The sequence below is a fragment of the Hornefia butyriciproducens genome (assembly GCF_009695915.1).
In the GTDB taxonomy this organism is placed as follows: Bacteria; Bacillota; Clostridia; order Peptostreptococcales; family Anaerovoracaceae; genus Aminicella; species Aminicella butyriciproducens.
Genome location: NZ_VUMZ01000004.1, coordinates 150,022 through 164,921, shown reverse-complemented (window position 1 = coordinate 164,921; position 14,900 = coordinate 150,022). Strand labels below are relative to the sequence as shown.

The 14,900-nt window shown below is 55.5% G+C and carries 13 protein-coding genes and 1 riboswitch; of the genes, 9 read left to right on the top strand and 4 right to left on the bottom strand.

Features of this window, described 5'->3' with window-relative positions:
• Positions 1 to 129: 129 nt before the first annotated feature.
• From FYJ64_RS05760 to FYJ64_RS05750, 3 genes are all read right to left on the bottom strand, one after another.
• On the bottom strand, positions 130 to 1,374 hold the full coding sequence (locus tag FYJ64_RS05760; protein ID WP_154574251.1) for a glutamate-5-semialdehyde dehydrogenase: 1,245 nt from the start codon (positions 1,372 to 1,374) through the stop codon (positions 130 to 132).
• Positions 1,371 to 2,183: a glutamate 5-kinase gene (proB, locus tag FYJ64_RS05755; RefSeq protein WP_154574250.1), complete on the bottom strand. Its 813-nt coding sequence runs from the start codon at positions 2,181 to 2,183 to the stop codon at positions 1,371 to 1,373. Before proB ends, FYJ64_RS05760 begins: the two co-directional genes overlap by 4 nt.
• Before the next feature lie 151 nt (positions 2,184 to 2,334).
• Positions 2,335 to 3,012, bottom strand: a complete 678-nt coding sequence (locus FYJ64_RS05750; protein ID WP_154574249.1) for a TIGR00266 family protein — start codon at positions 3,010 to 3,012, stop codon at positions 2,335 to 2,337.
• A 297-nt stretch (positions 3,013 to 3,309) separates the two neighbouring features.
• Between FYJ64_RS05750 and nadE the strand changes: the two genes are divergently transcribed.
• The 3 genes from nadE to FYJ64_RS05735 are packed head-to-tail and all read left to right on the top strand — an operon-like array spanning position 3,310 to position 6,835.
• Entirely contained in the window at positions 3,310 to 4,077 is a 768-nt protein-coding gene (gene nadE / locus FYJ64_RS05745; protein WP_154574248.1) for an NAD(+) synthase, read from the top strand.
• Positions 4,078 to 4,086: 9 nt separating this feature from the next.
• Positions 4,087 to 5,562 carry a UDP-N-acetylmuramoyl-L-alanyl-D-glutamate--2,6-diaminopimelate ligase gene (locus FYJ64_RS05740; RefSeq protein WP_154574247.1) on the top strand — a complete coding sequence of 492 codons (1,476 nt, stop codon included), beginning with the start codon at positions 4,087 to 4,089 and terminating at the stop codon, positions 5,560 to 5,562.
• Positions 5,549 to 6,835, top strand: a complete 1,287-nt coding sequence (locus tag FYJ64_RS05735; protein ID WP_154574246.1) for an AfsR/SARP family transcriptional regulator — start codon at positions 5,549 to 5,551, stop codon at positions 6,833 to 6,835. The genes FYJ64_RS05740 and FYJ64_RS05735 overlap by 14 nt, the downstream gene beginning before the upstream one ends.
• Before the next feature lie 88 nt (positions 6,836 to 6,923).
• Here FYJ64_RS05735 and deoD read toward each other — a convergent pair whose 3' ends face one another.
• A complete protein-coding gene (gene deoD, locus FYJ64_RS05730) occupies positions 6,924 to 7,631 on the bottom strand; it encodes a purine-nucleoside phosphorylase (RefSeq protein WP_154574245.1) in 708 nt (235 codons plus the stop codon).
• Between the two features lie 159 nt (positions 7,632 to 7,790).
• On the opposite strand from deoD, the gene FYJ64_RS05725 reads away from it, so the two are divergent.
• From FYJ64_RS05725 to FYJ64_RS05700, 6 genes are all read left to right on the top strand, one after another.
• The gene (locus FYJ64_RS05725; protein ID WP_154574244.1) at positions 7,791 to 8,606 is read left to right on the top strand and encodes a DUF134 domain-containing protein; all 816 of its coding nucleotides are present in this window, start codon (positions 7,791 to 7,793) and stop codon (positions 8,604 to 8,606) included.
• Between the two features lie 107 nt (positions 8,607 to 8,713).
• Positions 8,714 to 9,418, top strand: a complete 705-nt coding sequence (locus tag FYJ64_RS05720; RefSeq protein ID WP_154574243.1) for a response regulator transcription factor — start codon at positions 8,714 to 8,716, stop codon at positions 9,416 to 9,418.
• A gap of 108 nt (positions 9,419 to 9,526) precedes the next feature.
• The gene (locus FYJ64_RS05715; protein WP_154574242.1) at positions 9,527 to 11,155 is read left to right on the top strand and encodes a HAMP domain-containing sensor histidine kinase; all 1,629 of its coding nucleotides are present in this window, start codon (positions 9,527 to 9,529) and stop codon (positions 11,153 to 11,155) included.
• A 387-nt stretch (positions 11,156 to 11,542) separates the two neighbouring features.
• Entirely contained in the window at positions 11,543 to 12,211 is a 669-nt protein-coding gene (locus FYJ64_RS05710) for an NAD(P)H-hydrate epimerase (protein ID WP_154574241.1), read from the top strand.
• 365 nt (positions 12,212 to 12,576) lie between these two features.
• A riboswitch (cobalamin riboswitch) is annotated at positions 12,577 to 12,741 on the top strand.
• Between the two features lie 104 nt (positions 12,742 to 12,845).
• A complete protein-coding gene (locus tag FYJ64_RS05705; protein ID WP_154574240.1) occupies positions 12,846 to 13,787 on the top strand; it encodes an AAA family ATPase in 942 nt (313 codons plus the stop codon).
• Positions 13,778 to 14,896 carry a DUF58 domain-containing protein gene (locus FYJ64_RS05700; protein ID WP_154574239.1) on the top strand — a complete coding sequence of 373 codons (1,119 nt, stop codon included), beginning with the start codon at positions 13,778 to 13,780 and terminating at the stop codon, positions 14,894 to 14,896. Before FYJ64_RS05705 ends, FYJ64_RS05700 begins: the two co-directional genes overlap by 10 nt.
• The last annotated feature ends 4 nt before the right edge of the window (positions 14,897 to 14,900 follow it).

Here is a 14,900-nt window from a genome sequence, read left to right as displayed (position 1 = left end):
CTCACCATCGGCTGCTCTCTCCGAAGGCGGTTTCCGCATGTACTCTTCTCCTTCAACGGTTTTCAATGTTGATTTTTCTCTATCATACTACCCCGATTTGGTTTTGTCAACAAAAAAATCAAAGAATTTTTATCGAATTTGCCCATTCCCGTCGATGATGTACTTGTAGGTGACCAGCTGGTTTACGCCCATGGGGCCTCTGGCGTGGAGTTTCTGGGTGGAGATGCCGATTTCTGCACCCAGGCCCAGCTCACCGCCGTCCGTAAATCGGGTCGAAGCGTTGTGATACACCACTGCAGAATCCACCTCTGTCTGGAATTTTGCCGCGGCGGCGGGATCCTCCGTGACGATGCAGTCACTGTGATGAGTGGACCAGCGCTCGATGTGCCGGATGGCCTCCTCGATGGAATCCACAATCCGCACGCCCATGATTAAGTCGACATACTCTTTCCCCCAGTCATCATCCGTCGCCGGACGGATATCGCGGAAAATCTCCCGGGAGGCGTCATCACCTCTGAGCTCAACCGCCTTCTCGCGGAGCCGCTTTCCGATAACCGGCAGAGCCATGTCCGCGATTTCCCGGTGAACCAGAAGCTTTTCCGCCGCGTTGCACACGGAGGGACGGGAGGTTTTGGCGTTGACCGCGATGGCGGCAGCCATCTCCACGCTGGCGGCTTTGTCCACATAGATGTGGCAGTTTCCGGCTCCGGTTTCAATGACCGGAACGCGGGCATTGTCCACGACGCTGCGGATCAGCCCTGCGCCGCCGCGGGGAATCAGCACGTCCAGATATTCCGTCAGATTCATCATTTCCGTGGCGGAGCGCCGGTCAGTGTCGGTCACGAGCTGAACGCAGTCTGCGGGCAGAGGGCTGTCGGAGAGGGCCTCGCGCATGATGCGGGTTACCGCCAGATTCGTCCGGAACGCTTCTTTTCCGCCACGCAGGATACAGGCGCTGCCGGCCCGGATGCAGAGGGCGGCACAGTCGCTCGTCACATTGGGGCGCGCTTCGAAGATGATTCCGATGACGCCGAGGGGGACGCTGACTCTGCGGACATGAAGTCCGTTGGGCAGGTCGTATTCCTCCAGAACGCGGCCTACGGGATCCGGCCATTCCGAGACGGCAGTCACGCCGTCAGCCATGCCGCGGATGCGTTCTTCGGAGAGAGCCAGACGATCCAGCATAGACCGTGGCATCCCGCCGGCTTCTGCGGCAGCGAGATCCTGCCGGTTCGCCTCCAGAATCTCGGACTGCCGGCGAATCAGTGCTCCGGCGACTTCCTTGAGGGCCAGTTCTTTGTCTTCCGAGGAAACGATGCGCAGGATTCCGGCGGCGTCCTTCGCCCGGGCTCCCATCTTTTCCAACTCAGTCATTTTGTCTCCTCCCGCATCGGCAGAAACAGCGTGCCGATGCTTTCTCCGTCAAACAGACGGTACAGATTTTCCGGGTCGGCGCCCTGGATTACGCAGCAGGGAATGCCGGCCGCCGTGGCGATCCGGGCGGCGCTGATTTTGGTGGCCATCCCGCCGGTTCCCAGCCGCGAACCGGGTTTTCCGGCGAGCTTTACGATCTGCGGCGTGATTTCAGGCACAACGGGAATCAGAGTGGCGTTCGGAACTTCCGCCGGATTGGCGGTATACAGTCCGTCGATGTCAGTCATCAGTACCAGTGTTTCCGCGCCGATGAGCTTCGCGACAATAGCGGAGAGCGTGTCGTTGTCTCCGATTCTGCGGCCCTCCAGCTCTGCGGTGGCCACTGTGTCGTTCTCGTTGACGATGGGGATGATGCCTAGCTCCAGCAGCCGGGTGAAGGTATTGATGACGTTGTTTCGGGTGATCTCGCTGTCCACGACGTCAGCGGTCAGCAGGATCTGAGCGACGGTCTGGTTGTATTCGCCAAACAGCTTGTCGTACAGAAACATCAGCTCGCACTGTCCGACGGCAGCCAGAGCCTGTTTCCGGCTGGTGTCCTGCGGACGTTTTTCGACGCCCAGTTTCCCCATTCCCACGCCGATTGCGGCGGAGGTGACCAGCGTCACCTCGCGTCCCGAGTTTTGCAGGTCTGTGATGACCCGGCAGAGATTGCCCATATGACGGAAATTGATTTTTCCGCTGGGGTAGGTCAGCGTGCTGGTTCCTACCTTGATTACAATACGTCTGCTATTTTTGATAATATTGTTCATTGTATCGTGTCCATCCTTTGCCGGTCGGATGTCTGTGAATGTTCGCCGGATATCCGCGGATGTTCGCCGCATGACATCCGGATTCCGGCCGGGACTTCCGCCGGGTTTCATTCGGGCTCCAGGCGGATTCCGCCCGGGTCGCTTAAGGGGTTCAGTTTCCTGTGGGGAGATAGGGAATCAGAGCGCCTGCTACAGAGTTAATCGGCATGGTCTGAAGAAGAACCTTCCCCGGTCCATGGATTACCGTATTAAAGACGCCCTCGCCTCCGAAGACCATGTTCTTCAGGCCCGGCACGGTGACGATCTCGATGGAGCAGGTGGCATCCATCGCCGCGAGATATCCGGTGTCCACGATGATGCTCTGTCCCGATCCCAGCTCATACTCCACCACAGACCCGTCGATTTCAAGGAAAGCCGTTCCGTGTCCTGAGAGCTTCTGCATGATGAAGCCCTCTCCGCCGAACAGCCCGGATCCGATTTTTTTCTGGAAAAATACAGAAAGCTCCACGCCCGCCTCACTGGCCAGAAATGAGGATTTCTGTGCGACGATCTCCCGTCCCGGCGCGATGTCATAAGCCTTGATGCTTCCGGGGAAGGAGGTCGCGAATGCGATTTCTCCGGGGCCGCCCTGGGCGCTGTACCGGTTCAGGAATATGCTTTCTCCGGAAAACATCCGTCCGAGAGCTTTTCCAAAGCCTCCCGCGTTGGTTTCCATTTTCATGTTCGGGCTCATCCAGCTCATGGCGCCCTTTTCTGTGATCAGTGTTTCTCCCGGTTCTACGTTGCAAATGACCACCGGAAGCGGCGTTCCTTCGATTCTGTACTGCATCTGCGGCTCCTTTCTCTACAGGAATTAAGTTTCTCCGATTAAGCTTCTCAAATTAAGCTTCTCCCAATATACTTACTCAGTGCGTGCCGGCGTATGCTGCAGGAGTTTTGCGCGCCGCGCCGCCGCGGACATCCTTTGTCCCCGCACGCTGAGTGCGACGGGATAAAAGACCTGCACTGATTTGCACTAATTATATCGGAATCTGTACCTCCTTGCAATAGTGTGCTATAATATTACGATATCCTGCGGCGGCGGACGTGCGGAGCCGCGACAGGAAATGATACGAGGAGGTCAGTTATGAAATTATACGATCCTGATTTTGACGCTGCAAAGGTAACAGAAAGCATTACGGCGTGGATCCGCAATTTTTTTGAAGAGAACGGAAAGGACTGCCGGGCAGTGGTGGCCATCAGCGGCGGGAAGGACAGTTCTGTCGTCGCAGCGCTCTGTGTCCGGGCCCTGGGAAAAGACCGGGTATTCGGCGTGCTTCTGCCCAACGGGGAGCAGGCGGATATCGACGCATCGAAAAAACTGGTGGCGCACCTCGGAATTCCTCATGCGGTCATTAATATCCGCGACGGATACAGCGGGCTGATGAAGGAACTGAAGGCGCAGCTTGACTGTGAAATTTCAGATCAGACCGTGACTAACCTGCCGGCGCGCCTCCGGATGGCGACCGTCTATGCAGTGGCACAGTCGATGAACGGACGCGTGGCGAACACCTGCAACCTGTCCGAGGACTGGGTGGGGTACGCCACCAGATACGGCGACGGTGCAGGAGACTTTTCTCCGCTGTCACAGCTGACTGTGGAGGAGGTTCGCGCGGTCGGTATGGAGCTGGGGCTGCCGGAGGAACTCGTGTTCAAGGTTCCCATCGACGGACTCACACCGCTGACGGACGAAGAACACCTGGGATTTACATATGACGCCCTGGACCGCTACATTCGGACCGGCGTCTGCGAGGATCCGGAAACAAAGGAAAAAATTGACCGGAAGCATGCGCAGAATCTCTTCAAACTGAAACTGATGCCGGCCTATGAGCATAACGGCCCGATCCGGGCGTAGGAGGTTCTGATGAAACTGTCTTTACTGTTTGAGGGCGCGCCGGAAATCGAGATTACCGGACTTGCCATGGATTCCCGCAAAGTGAAACCGGGCAGCATCTTTTTCTGTCTGAAAGGTCTGGAGGCGGACGGCCACGATTTTGCGGGGAAGGCTGCCGATGCGGGTGCGGCGGCGATTGTTCACAGCGAGCCTGTGGAGAAGCGCGACGGTGTCTGTTATCTTCACAGAGAGAATGTTATGCAGGAACTGAACCGGATCTGCGACCTGTTTTACGGAAGCCCGAGCCACAGACTGACCATGTTCGGCGTTACGGGAACGAACGGGAAATCCACGACTGCCAGCATTATAAGTGATATTTTCTCTGCAGAGGTCCCTTGCGGATATATGGGAACCATCGCAGTGCGCTACGGAAATTACAGCCGGGTGCCGACGCTGACAACGCCCGACCAGATTGAGGTTCACAGCGACCTCGCAGAAATGGCGGAGCACGGGATGAAGGCTGCCGCCATGGAGGTGAGTTCCCACGGGCTTTCCATGGGACGGGTGGACTCGGTGGATTTCGACTGTGCGATTTTCACCAATCTGACCTATGACCATCTCGATTACCACAAGACGATGGAGAACTACTTCGAGGCTAAGAAGCTTTTGTTCCGTCACATGAAAAAGGACGGCGTCGCCGTTCTGAACGCAGACGACGAGGCGAGCATCGAGGGGCTGAAGGAGTGCTGTGCCTGCCGTTACGTGACCTACGGCACGGGCGTTCTGGAACCGGCGGACTATATGGCGGAGGACGTGAGACTGACCACGGAGGGAACGGCGTTTACGCTTGTTACAAAGGAAGGCGCCCGCCCTGTGCGCACCAATCTGATCGCGCTCTACAACATTTACAATCTGCTGGCGGCTATTGCGGCCATGCACGAATGCGGGATGCCGCTGGATAAAATGCTTCCTCTGCTGGAAGATATTCCGCAGGTAGACGGCCGGATGGAAATTATCGACGAGGGGCAGGACTTCGGCGTGATCGTCGACTACGCCCATACGCCGGACGGTTTCGACAAGGTCTTTGAGTACGGGGATGCGATTACAAAGGATGACGGGAACATCATCGCGGTCTTCGGCAGCGCCGGAAAGAGGGACAAAGTCAAGCGGAAGGTACTGGGAGCCATCGCCGGACGGCACTGCGCGCAGGTGGTGGTTACGGAAGAGGATCCCAGAAACGAGAAGGCTTCTGACATTGGAGCTGTCATACTTTCCGGCGTGAAGGAAAGCGGCGGTAGCGGGGTTTTTGTGGAAGACCGGAAAACCGCCATAGAGAAGGCGATATGCATGGCGAAGCCCGGCGATCTGGTGCTCATCCTCGGCAAGGGCGATGAGTCCTATATGTACTATGAAGACGGACGGGTTCCCTGGATCGGGGACAATGAAGCGGCGCGGGAGGCGCTGAGAAAACTGCGGAGCATCGGCAGGGGGGATGAAATTGAGTGATGTGCTTAAGATTCAGATCCTGGGCGGATTCCGGGTCAGCTGCGGTGACAAGGTAATCGGAACCGGGATGGCCAGAGGCAACGCCAGGAAGATGTGGCTGCTGTTCGGATATCTTCTGATGAATTATGACAGGGCAGTGGGACAGAAGGAACTGATTGACGTTCTGTGGTACGGAACAGAGGTTGTGAATCCGACGAACTCGCTGAAGGTACTGGTGTTCAAGTTGCGCCGGGAACTGGACTCCCTGGGATTCCGGCCGGGCGGCGAGATTATCCAGAGCGCCTACGGAACATACTTCTTTAATAACGAAATTCCTCATGAAATCGATGCGCTGGAGTTTGAGAAGCTGGTCGAGACGGCTTCGGGCGGAGCGCGGAGTGAGGATGAGCGGATGGAGCTCCTGTACAGGGCACTGTCCCTGTATAAGGGGGATGTGTCTGAGATGGCAGAGGGCCACCCGTGGCTGACCGCGCTGCGTACCCGGTTCGGAACTCTGTATCGCGATGCGGTGACAAAGTTGAGGACGATTCTGACCGGGCGGGGCGAATATCAGAAGGTGGTGAGCGTCTGTAATGATGCACTGATGCGTCAGCCCGACGAGGAAGTTTATTTCTATTACCTGATTTCCGCCTATGTGGCCATGGGGAATTACAGCGCCGCCTCCGAGATGTACAGCCGGGTCAAAACTCTGTCCCGCGGCGAGTCGACACACGAACAAGACCTGAATCCCGCAGAAGACGTGTTCCTGGCAGCGGCGCGCCTTTCCCAAAGTGGAATGCCGGAACGTGACCTGTCACCGGGGGAACTTACCTCGGACCTGGAGGAAAAACTCGATTATGTATCCGGATTTTTCGTGGAATACGATGATTTCCGACAGATTTACCGTATGGTGGCACGTCAACTGGGTCAGGCGATCGGGATCGCCCGTCTTTCTGTGTACTCTCTGAAACTTCGGGAGGGTGCGAAGGCGTCGGAGGAAGAAAAGCAGGTTCACCTGAGAATTCTGGAAAATGCTATCGCCTTCATGCTTCACTATAAGACGGTGTTCACGCGCTCCGGACCGACGCAGTACGCGGTACTGCTGATCGACGTGTCCGAGGAAGATGCACTAGACTTTACGGACAAGGTCCGGGAATATTTTGAGACCCATCGACAGAATCAGGATTTCAGTATCTCTCATGGCATGGATGTTCTGGAGTCCGCTCACATCAGACAGCAGAAACGAATGAACGGAACGAATTCTTCTGTTGGCATGAAAACAGGGAGCCGGTGACGGCTCCTTGGCTGATCGTATTAGATGGGGGAAGGCACCCCGGCCACATGAAACGGGTGAAGTCCCCTTGCCTGACTGGACGAGCCGGTTACTTCACGGCGGCCTCCAGAGCGAGTTTCATCATATCGGTGAAGGTGGTCTGCCTCTCCTCGGCGGTGGTCTTCTCTCCGGTCACAAAACTGTCGCTGATGGTCATGATGGCCAGTGCATTTTTCCTGCAGTACGCAGCGTTCATGTACAGGGCGGCAGCCTCCATTTCCACAGCCATGACGCCCATGCGTGCCCAGCGTTTCCACCAGTCTTCGGTGGTTTCATAGAATACGTCGCAGGAAACGATGTTGCCTGCCGTGAAGGGAATCCCGGTTTCTTTGCCGGCTTCCTGCAGCTTGTTCAGAAGCGGATAGCTGCAGCAGGGCGAGTACTGCCCCGGCACATCGAACGCGTGCTGAAAGTTGGAATCGGTGGATGCGGCTAGTCCGACCACGATCTCTCCGACGTTGATGTCCTCCCGGAAGGAGCCCGCTGTGCCGATCCGGATAATGTTCTCCACCCCGTGCTCGTTGTACAGTTCCCAGGAATAGATTCCCATGGAGGGCATTCCCATTCCGCTTCCCTGTACGGAAACGGGAACGCCTTTGTATGTTCCGGTGTAACCGTACATATTGCGGATTTCGGAGTACCGGATCGGATTGTCCAGAAAATTCTCCGCGATAAACTGAGCCCGGAGAGGATCTCCCGGCATCAGCACCGATTCTGCCACCGGCGCACGATGGTCAACGGCGATATGTAATGACATGATGCTTACCTCCTGTTCTTTTCGCAGCATTCGTTTTTTGTGTACACCCAAAATTATATCACAGGATGACGAAGAATGGTTATTGACATATGTCGTAAACGGGAGTAGTATAGTTATTGACATATGTCAAAAAGCTTTTACAGTTAACAGGGAGGAAATATGCCGAGACCCAAGAGATGCAGAAGAATATGCTGCTTTCCGGACTACTGGGAGTTTTCACCGGCGACGGACGAAGTCGGGAGGAAATCTCCGGGCGATGCCACGGAAACCGTTGTGATGACGTTGGAGGAATACGAAGCTGTTCGTCTGATCGACCATGAGAAGTTGACGCAGCAGCAGTGCGCGGAGCAGATGGAGGTTGCAAGGACGACGGTTACCGCAATTTACGACAGCGCTCGCGGAAAGCTGGCGGATGCACTTGTGAACGGAAAAACTCTCCGGATCTCGGGCGGCGACTACCGGCTTTCCGGAAGCCGTCCGGACCTCCCGGCGGATTTTTCGGAGAAAGGGAGTAATACGATGAGACTTGCGGCAGCATACGAGGACGGAATGGTATTTCAGCATTTCGGACACACGGAGCAGTTTAAAATTTATGATATTGAGAATGGAGAGATTCGGCGCGAAACTGTGATACCGGTTCGCGGAGCAGGCCACGGAGCGCTGGCCGGATTTCTGAAGAAAGCGGATGTGGATGCGCTGATCTGCGGCGGAATCGGCGGCGGAGCCAGAACGGCTCTGGCCGAGGCGGGCATCGCTTTGTACCCCGGAGTGAGCGGACCGGCGGATGAAGCTGCACGGGCGCTGGCAGCGGGAACTCTGGACTACAATCCGGAAACCGTCTGCAGCCATCACGATCACGGGCACGGCGGAGGCTGCGGTCACGGCGAGAAGCACGGACACGGCGGAGGCTGCGGCCACGGAGAGAACCACGGCCACGGCGGAGACTGCGGCCATGGCGGAACCTGCGGACACTAGACGCAGAAGGTACACGACGGGACTTTAAGAAATTCCTAAGATTTTTCACAGCAATTTCTTAAAGTCTCTTTATTATACTGTTGTCAGAAACAGGAAAGGAAGCGGAAATGAATATTCTGATCTGTGACGACGACCGGGAAATTTCCCGGGCGATTGAGATTTATCTGAGGAATGAAGGCTATCATGTGATACAGGCCCGGGATGGACTTGAGGCGCTGGATGCGGTAAAGAAAAACGATATCCACCTGATCCTGATGGATGTCATGATGCCGCGCATGGACGGAATTCAGGCGACTATGCGGATTCGGCAGGAGAAAAACATTCCGATCATCATGCTGTCGGCGAAGGTGCAGGATTATGACAAAATCAACGGACTCAATGTCGGCGCGGACGACTATGTGACAAAGCCGTTCAATCCCATGGAGCTGGTAGCCAGGGTGAAGTCGCAGCTGAGGCGGTACACGGATCTGGGGAGTCTGCACAAAGAAGAGTCCGGCGATGTCTGGCGCAGCGGCGGTCTGACTCTGGACGACGCGAAGAAAAGCGTGGAAGTGGACGGCAGACCGGTTTCACTGACGCCTACGGAATACCGGATCCTCCTGTTTCTGGTGAAAAACGCGGGGCGCGTTTTCTCCATCGAACAGATTTACGAGAAGGTCTGGGACGAGCCGGCGTACAACCCGGAAAATACTGTGGCGGTGCATATCCGTCATATCCGGGAGAAGATTGAGATCGACCCGGGGAACCCGCAGTATCTGAAGGTGGTCTGGGGAACCGGCTACAAGGTGGAGAAATATCAGCGTGAGGTCTGAAGGGGGAAGCCTGAGGCTGAAAGGGGGTAAACGTAAGGCTGAAAGAGACGCGTGAGGTTTGAAAGGGGGAAATGATGAAGAGGAAATTGACGAAAGGGGAAATGGCGAATGGAAAACAATATGGAAGGATATGAGAGAAAGAGAGTCTGCGACGTTGCGTCAGTGCTGGCGATTCTGTCCTTTGTGGCGGTTTTCGCGGACGGGCTCTTTTTGGATACTCTGATCAGATTCCGGTATGAGAATCAGTCTTATGACTTCGGACTGACGACGAGCCGGGTGAATAACGTGATGACTCCGTTCTGGGCGATTCTGTTTGCCGGGATTGCGGTATTCTTTGTCAGCCTGGTAATATCCGTGATGAAATGCGGGCGCCTGAAAGAAGGGGGAGGTGTGTGCATGACCTGGTTTGATCGGATCTTCGCGGAGGTGCATCTGCTGCTTGGAATATGCGCTGCCTGTATCTGCGTTCCCGCCGGATGGCTTCTGCAGAATGCATACCGCCACGTCAGACTGCTCGGTCATCTGACCGGCGCCGGCAATGTCAGTTATTCAGAACTGATTAGGACCTATGCCGGGGTTTCTGACGAGGCGCTGCTGTTTTCCGCGTCAATGGAGATCGCGCTTGCAGTGATTCTCCTGGCGCTGATCGCTCTGTTTGAGCTGCTGATCATTCACGCCATCGCAAAGAAACTGAAAAACCGCGGATTCTGGAAGGGCACATTCATCGGCTGGCTGGCAATCGGAATCTATCACGGACTGGCTCAGAGTGAGAAAACCTATCGTAATCTGATGATCGTGCTGGTGCTGCTGACGCTGGCGTCGGCAACCATGGTGGGCGCGATCGCGGTTCTGATACTTATCTTTGTTGTCGTCCCGAAATATTTTGCAAGATATGACGCGGTGAAGCAGGGAATCACTGAGGTTGCGTCGGGGAATCTGGAGTACAAAATAAATCTGCCCGGGGACGGTGAGTTCGAGCGCCTGGCGGAAAAGGTCAACTCGATTGCGGACGCGCAGCAGATTGCGGTGTCAAACGAGCTGAAGAATGAACGGATGAAAACGGAGCTGATCACAAATGTGTCCCACGATCTGCGGACACCGCTGACTTCGATGATTACCTATGTGGATCTTCTGGAAAATGAAGGACTGGACAGCCCCAATGCGGAGGAGTATCTGCAGGTGATCGATGAAAAGACAAAAAGTCTGTACAAGCTGACGGAGGATCTGTTCGAGGCGGCAAAAGCATCCAGCGGGGACATTCCGGTTTCTCTGGAAACGCTTGATCTGAGAGCGCTGACGGAACAGGCGCTGGGAGAATTTTCGGACCAGCTGAAGGAAAGGGATCTCTCCGTGGTGTTTACGCCTCCGGAGGAACCGGCAATGATCCTCGGAGACGGAAGGCTGCTCTACCGGATTATGGAAAATATGCTGACAAATGTCGGGAAATATGCGCTGGAGGGCAGCCGCGTCTACATCGATATAGATGAGGAACACAAAGCGGGGGAACCGGACATGCGTATCATGACGGTCAAAAATATTTCGGATGCGCCGCTCAATATCGACACGGATGAGCTGATGAGCCGGTTTACCAGAGGCGACGATGCACGGAACACGGAGGGCAGCGGACTCGGACTTGCTATCGCCAGGGATCTGGCGGCTGTGATGGGAGGCCGGTTCCGCGTGTCAATTGACGGCGACCTGTTCAAATGTGTTCTGATGATGCCGAGGCGCTGCTGACAAGCTGATGTCGGTGCCCATTAAGCCCGACGGGGACTTAATGAGCAGACACTGTTTAATGCATGCTCAGCCATCGAATATGCTTGAAAGATCAATAATACAAAGAGCATATTCGGTGGCCTGCCGCAAGGATTTTAAGGCGTTTCATCCGGAAATCCTGCGGCAGCGGGATTCGGAAACGGCCGAATCCCTGAGCATAAGCATCAAACAGTGTCTGCCGGCGCACACTGACATTGGATGGTGCGCCGCGGCGCTGTTGACAGGCTGCTGCCAGCGCCCATTAAGTCCGACGGGGGCTTAATAAGCAGACACTGTTTACGGAATCCGGAAAAAGGTGTATGATGTAGGTATTAATCACAGAATTTTCGATGATTTGGAGGGATACTTATGGAATTATACGAAAAGGAAACCGTGACCTGCGAAGAAATGAAGGAACTGGAGAGGGCGGCGGATGCAGCCGGATTGTCGTACAGCCGGATGATGGAGAATGCGGGGACCCGCGCCGCTGAAATTATAAGAGAAAACATTCCGAAATCCATCGAAAAGCCGAGGGCTGCGGTTTTCTGCGGCAAAGGCAATAACGGCGGAGACGGTTTTGTGGTCGCCCGCAGGCTGAGCGAGGCAGGCTGGAGCGTTGCCGCTGTTTTGGTAGAGGGGGAACCGGCGACAGAGGATGCGAAGAAGAACTACCTGCTGATCCGCGACAGAATTGAGGTCATGAACCGCCGGGCAGCGGCCGCCACGGGGGGATATGATGTCGTTGTGGACGCCATCTACGGAACAGGATTCCATGGGGCGCTGAAGGATGAGGGGCTGAACGCCGTGGAACTGATCAACAAGTTCGGCTATCAGAAAGCGGATGTGTTCTCGCTGGATATTCCCAGCGGGCTGCCGGGAGATTATGACGACTGGAAGGAACCGGAGAAAAGCGTTATGGCGGATTATACGATTACCTTCCATGCGAAAAAACCTGTTCATGATCACAGACGCCTGTCCAATTTTCTCGGTGATGTAATCGTTGCGGACATCGGAATCGCCGAAGCGCTTAGGAAGTAGCGCAGACGGTCCGCACAGACGGGGTGCTCAGACGGGGGCGCTCAGACGATCCGCTCAGACGGTTCGCCCGGGCGCACCTCCCTTTTACGGAAACTTTTTTGTGACACGGCGAGTTTGCAGGTTTTGTGGGTTAATGACTAACCTGCAAAACCTATTTTGTCGTTAATTTCCAAAAACACTGCCGGAAGACCTCCGGTGCTGCTGCCCGGACGGGTATAAGAAGAGCAAGGTCTGTTTATTATGTGAAACGGAAGGAGGGTGGCGTCTTGCAGCAGTCAGAGAGCCGGCGGATGGCGGTATCTGGCGGCCTGAAAGGCCGGCGTGGTATTGACAAATATAATTCAGAATGTTATATTAACGAGGTAGAAAAACTTTTGTAATACGGTAAACGGAACGGGGTGTGAATCCCCGACAGCGCAAGCTACTGTATGGATGACGAATCGGACAGGTATGCCATTGGAAGAAATTCTGAGAAGGCGTCTGAGGAGGATGAATCTGAGTCAGGAGACGACCGGATGGTATGTAGATTGATATTTGCGTGGAGTCAGCAGCCTTCCTGGTCGGGAGGGCTTTTTTCGTGTGCGGCATTCGTGTGCTGCAGACGTTTGAACCGGACGGAGGAGAATGACAGGGAATGGAAAACAAAATCATCTCGATACAGGAGGAAGTGAAAAAGGCCATTGTGGGGAAGGATGAGATCATTCGCAGAGTTATGGCGGTGATCATTGCCGGCGGGCACATTCTGCTGGAAGATATTCCGGGCGTAGGAAAGACGACGCTGGCGCTGGCGTTCAGTAAGGCGATGGATCTGAAATTCAACCGCATCCAGTTTACACCGGACGTGGTTCCTTCAGACATAACGGGGTTCACAGTGTATAACAGACAGACCGGCGCTTTTGAATACAAAGAGGGCGCAGCCATGTGCAATGTGCTGCTGGCGGATGAGATTAACCGGACGTCCAGCAAGACGCAGTCCGCGCTTCTGGAAGTCATGCAGGAAGGACGCATCACCGTGGACGGTCAGCCGCATGCGGTGCCGGAGCCGTTTCTCGTGATCGCGACCCAGAATCCGATTGGGACCGCGGGAACACAGATGCTCCCTGAGGCGCAATTGGACCGGTTTATGGTGCAGCTGTCCATCGGATACCCGGATGAAGAGGCGCAGGTGAATATCCTGAAGGATCGGCAGGTCAGCGACCCACTGAAACAGGTGTGTCCGGTGGCAGATCGGGCCGATATTCTGGCATTGCGGAAAGTCTGCAGGGAAGTCTTTGTACACGACAAAATCTATCGCTACATCAGCAGGCTGTGCAGCGAGACAAGGGAGCATCCACTGATCCGGCTCGGCGTCAGTCCGCGGGGTGCGCTGGCTATGTGCGGACTCGCGCAGTCCTGGGCGCTGATGCACGGCCGCGGCTATGTCATTCCCGGGGATGTGCAGGACATCTTCTTCGATGTATGCAGGCACAGAATCATTCTGAACGGCAAGGCACAGCTACAGAACAAAAATGAGTTCCGGATCCTGCAGGAGGTGATGGGCGCGGTGCAGCCCCCGAAAGCGGCGGAATGGATATGATGCGGCGGAAAGAAAAAAAGAGCTTCAGAGAGAGTACATGGATGAACCGGACGATATGGGCGCTATGGGTCTTTGCGTTCGGGGTCCTTTACATGATTCACGGGAACGACGCCGCGGCGGCGGCAGTACTGATGGCGCTGATCTATCCGGCTGTCGCGCTTCTGTCGGTGAATCTTTCGGGGCGCAGACTGAAGGTTGAATTCGGAGGCGGAGGCTCTGCGGAAAAATCCCGGGATATTCCGATGGAGATTCGGCTGAAGAACGAGAGCCGCATCCCGGTTTCAAGGCTCCGGTTCAGGATTCAGATGGAGAATCGGATTACCGGGGAGGAACAAAGTATTTCCGCGGCGGTTTCTCTCGGATCGGGAGGAGAGGCGGCAGAACGCTTTACGATATGTGATCCGTACTGCGGCTGTGAAAGAATCCGGATCCGCGATGCGGAGATATGCGACGGAGCAGGTCTTGTCGCACGTCATATCCGGCTTGAGGAATATACGGACGCTGTGGTGCTCCCGTCCATAGAGACAATCGGGATTCCGGAGCATTTTCTGGATTCTTATGATATGGAGAGTTATCACTATTCCTCCCGCCGGCCCGGCGAAGACCCCGGAGAGGTGTTCGGAATCCGTGAATATCAGAGCGGCGACAGTCTGAGGGCGGTTCACTGGAAACTTTCGGCGAAAATGAACGACCTGATGGTGAAGATTCCGTCTTTCCCGATTGAGAACAGCCTGATTCTGCTGCTCGACAATGAGGAGGATCCGGAGAGCGCGCTGCCTCCGGAAAGCCGCAGCGCGCTGATGGATTTGTATGCGTCTTTGTCGGGGACGCTGGCGGAGAAGCGGATCCGTCACACACTGGGCTGGTATGACGCCGGGGAGGGCGTCTTTGAGACCAGGGAGATTGCGCGAATTGAGGATCTCTGGGAGGCGCTGCCGCATGTGCTGTCGGCCCCCTTTTCCGGAGACGGGATTTCCACCGTTTTCCGGTTCCTTGAGTCGGGAGACAGGCGTAAGTTCAGCAATCATTTTTTTGTAACCGCACAGGCGGAGCGAGATATCGGGAAACTGGAGAGGTACGGTGCAGTTAAAATATTCCGAAGCAGGTAACGGC

What these genes read in the sequence shown, in the direction of transcription:
- FYJ64_RS05760 (WP_154574251.1), bottom strand. Translation starts at nt 1,374, where the DNA reads ATGACTGAGTTGGAAAAGATGGGAGCCCGGGCGAAGGACGCCGCCGGA.
- proB (WP_154574250.1), bottom strand. Translation starts at nt 2,183, where the DNA reads ATGAACAATATTATCAAAAATAGCAGACGTATTGTAATCAAGGTAGGA.
- FYJ64_RS05750 (WP_154574249.1), bottom strand. Translation starts at nt 3,012, where the DNA reads ATGCAGTACAGAATCGAAGGAACGCCGCTTCCGGTGGTCATTTGCAAC.
- nadE (WP_154574248.1), top strand. Translation starts at nt 3,310, where the DNA reads ATGAAATTATACGATCCTGATTTTGACGCTGCAAAGGTAACAGAAAGC.
- FYJ64_RS05740 (WP_154574247.1), top strand. Translation starts at nt 4,087, where the DNA reads ATGAAACTGTCTTTACTGTTTGAGGGCGCGCCGGAAATCGAGATTACC.
- FYJ64_RS05735 (WP_154574246.1), top strand. Translation starts at nt 5,549, where the DNA reads ATGAAATTGAGTGATGTGCTTAAGATTCAGATCCTGGGCGGATTCCGG.
- deoD (WP_154574245.1), bottom strand. Translation starts at nt 7,631, where the DNA reads ATGTCATTACATATCGCCGTTGACCATCGTGCGCCGGTGGCAGAATCG.
- FYJ64_RS05725 (WP_154574244.1), top strand. Translation starts at nt 7,791, where the DNA reads ATGCCGAGACCCAAGAGATGCAGAAGAATATGCTGCTTTCCGGACTAC.
- FYJ64_RS05720 (WP_154574243.1), top strand. Translation starts at nt 8,714, where the DNA reads ATGAATATTCTGATCTGTGACGACGACCGGGAAATTTCCCGGGCGATT.
- FYJ64_RS05715 (WP_154574242.1), top strand. Translation starts at nt 9,527, where the DNA reads ATGGAAAACAATATGGAAGGATATGAGAGAAAGAGAGTCTGCGACGTT.
- FYJ64_RS05710 (WP_154574241.1), top strand. Translation starts at nt 11,543, where the DNA reads ATGGAATTATACGAAAAGGAAACCGTGACCTGCGAAGAAATGAAGGAA.
- FYJ64_RS05705 (WP_154574240.1), top strand. Translation starts at nt 12,846, where the DNA reads ATGGAAAACAAAATCATCTCGATACAGGAGGAAGTGAAAAAGGCCATT.
- FYJ64_RS05700 (WP_154574239.1), top strand. Translation starts at nt 13,778, where the DNA reads ATGGATATGATGCGGCGGAAAGAAAAAAAGAGCTTCAGAGAGAGTACA.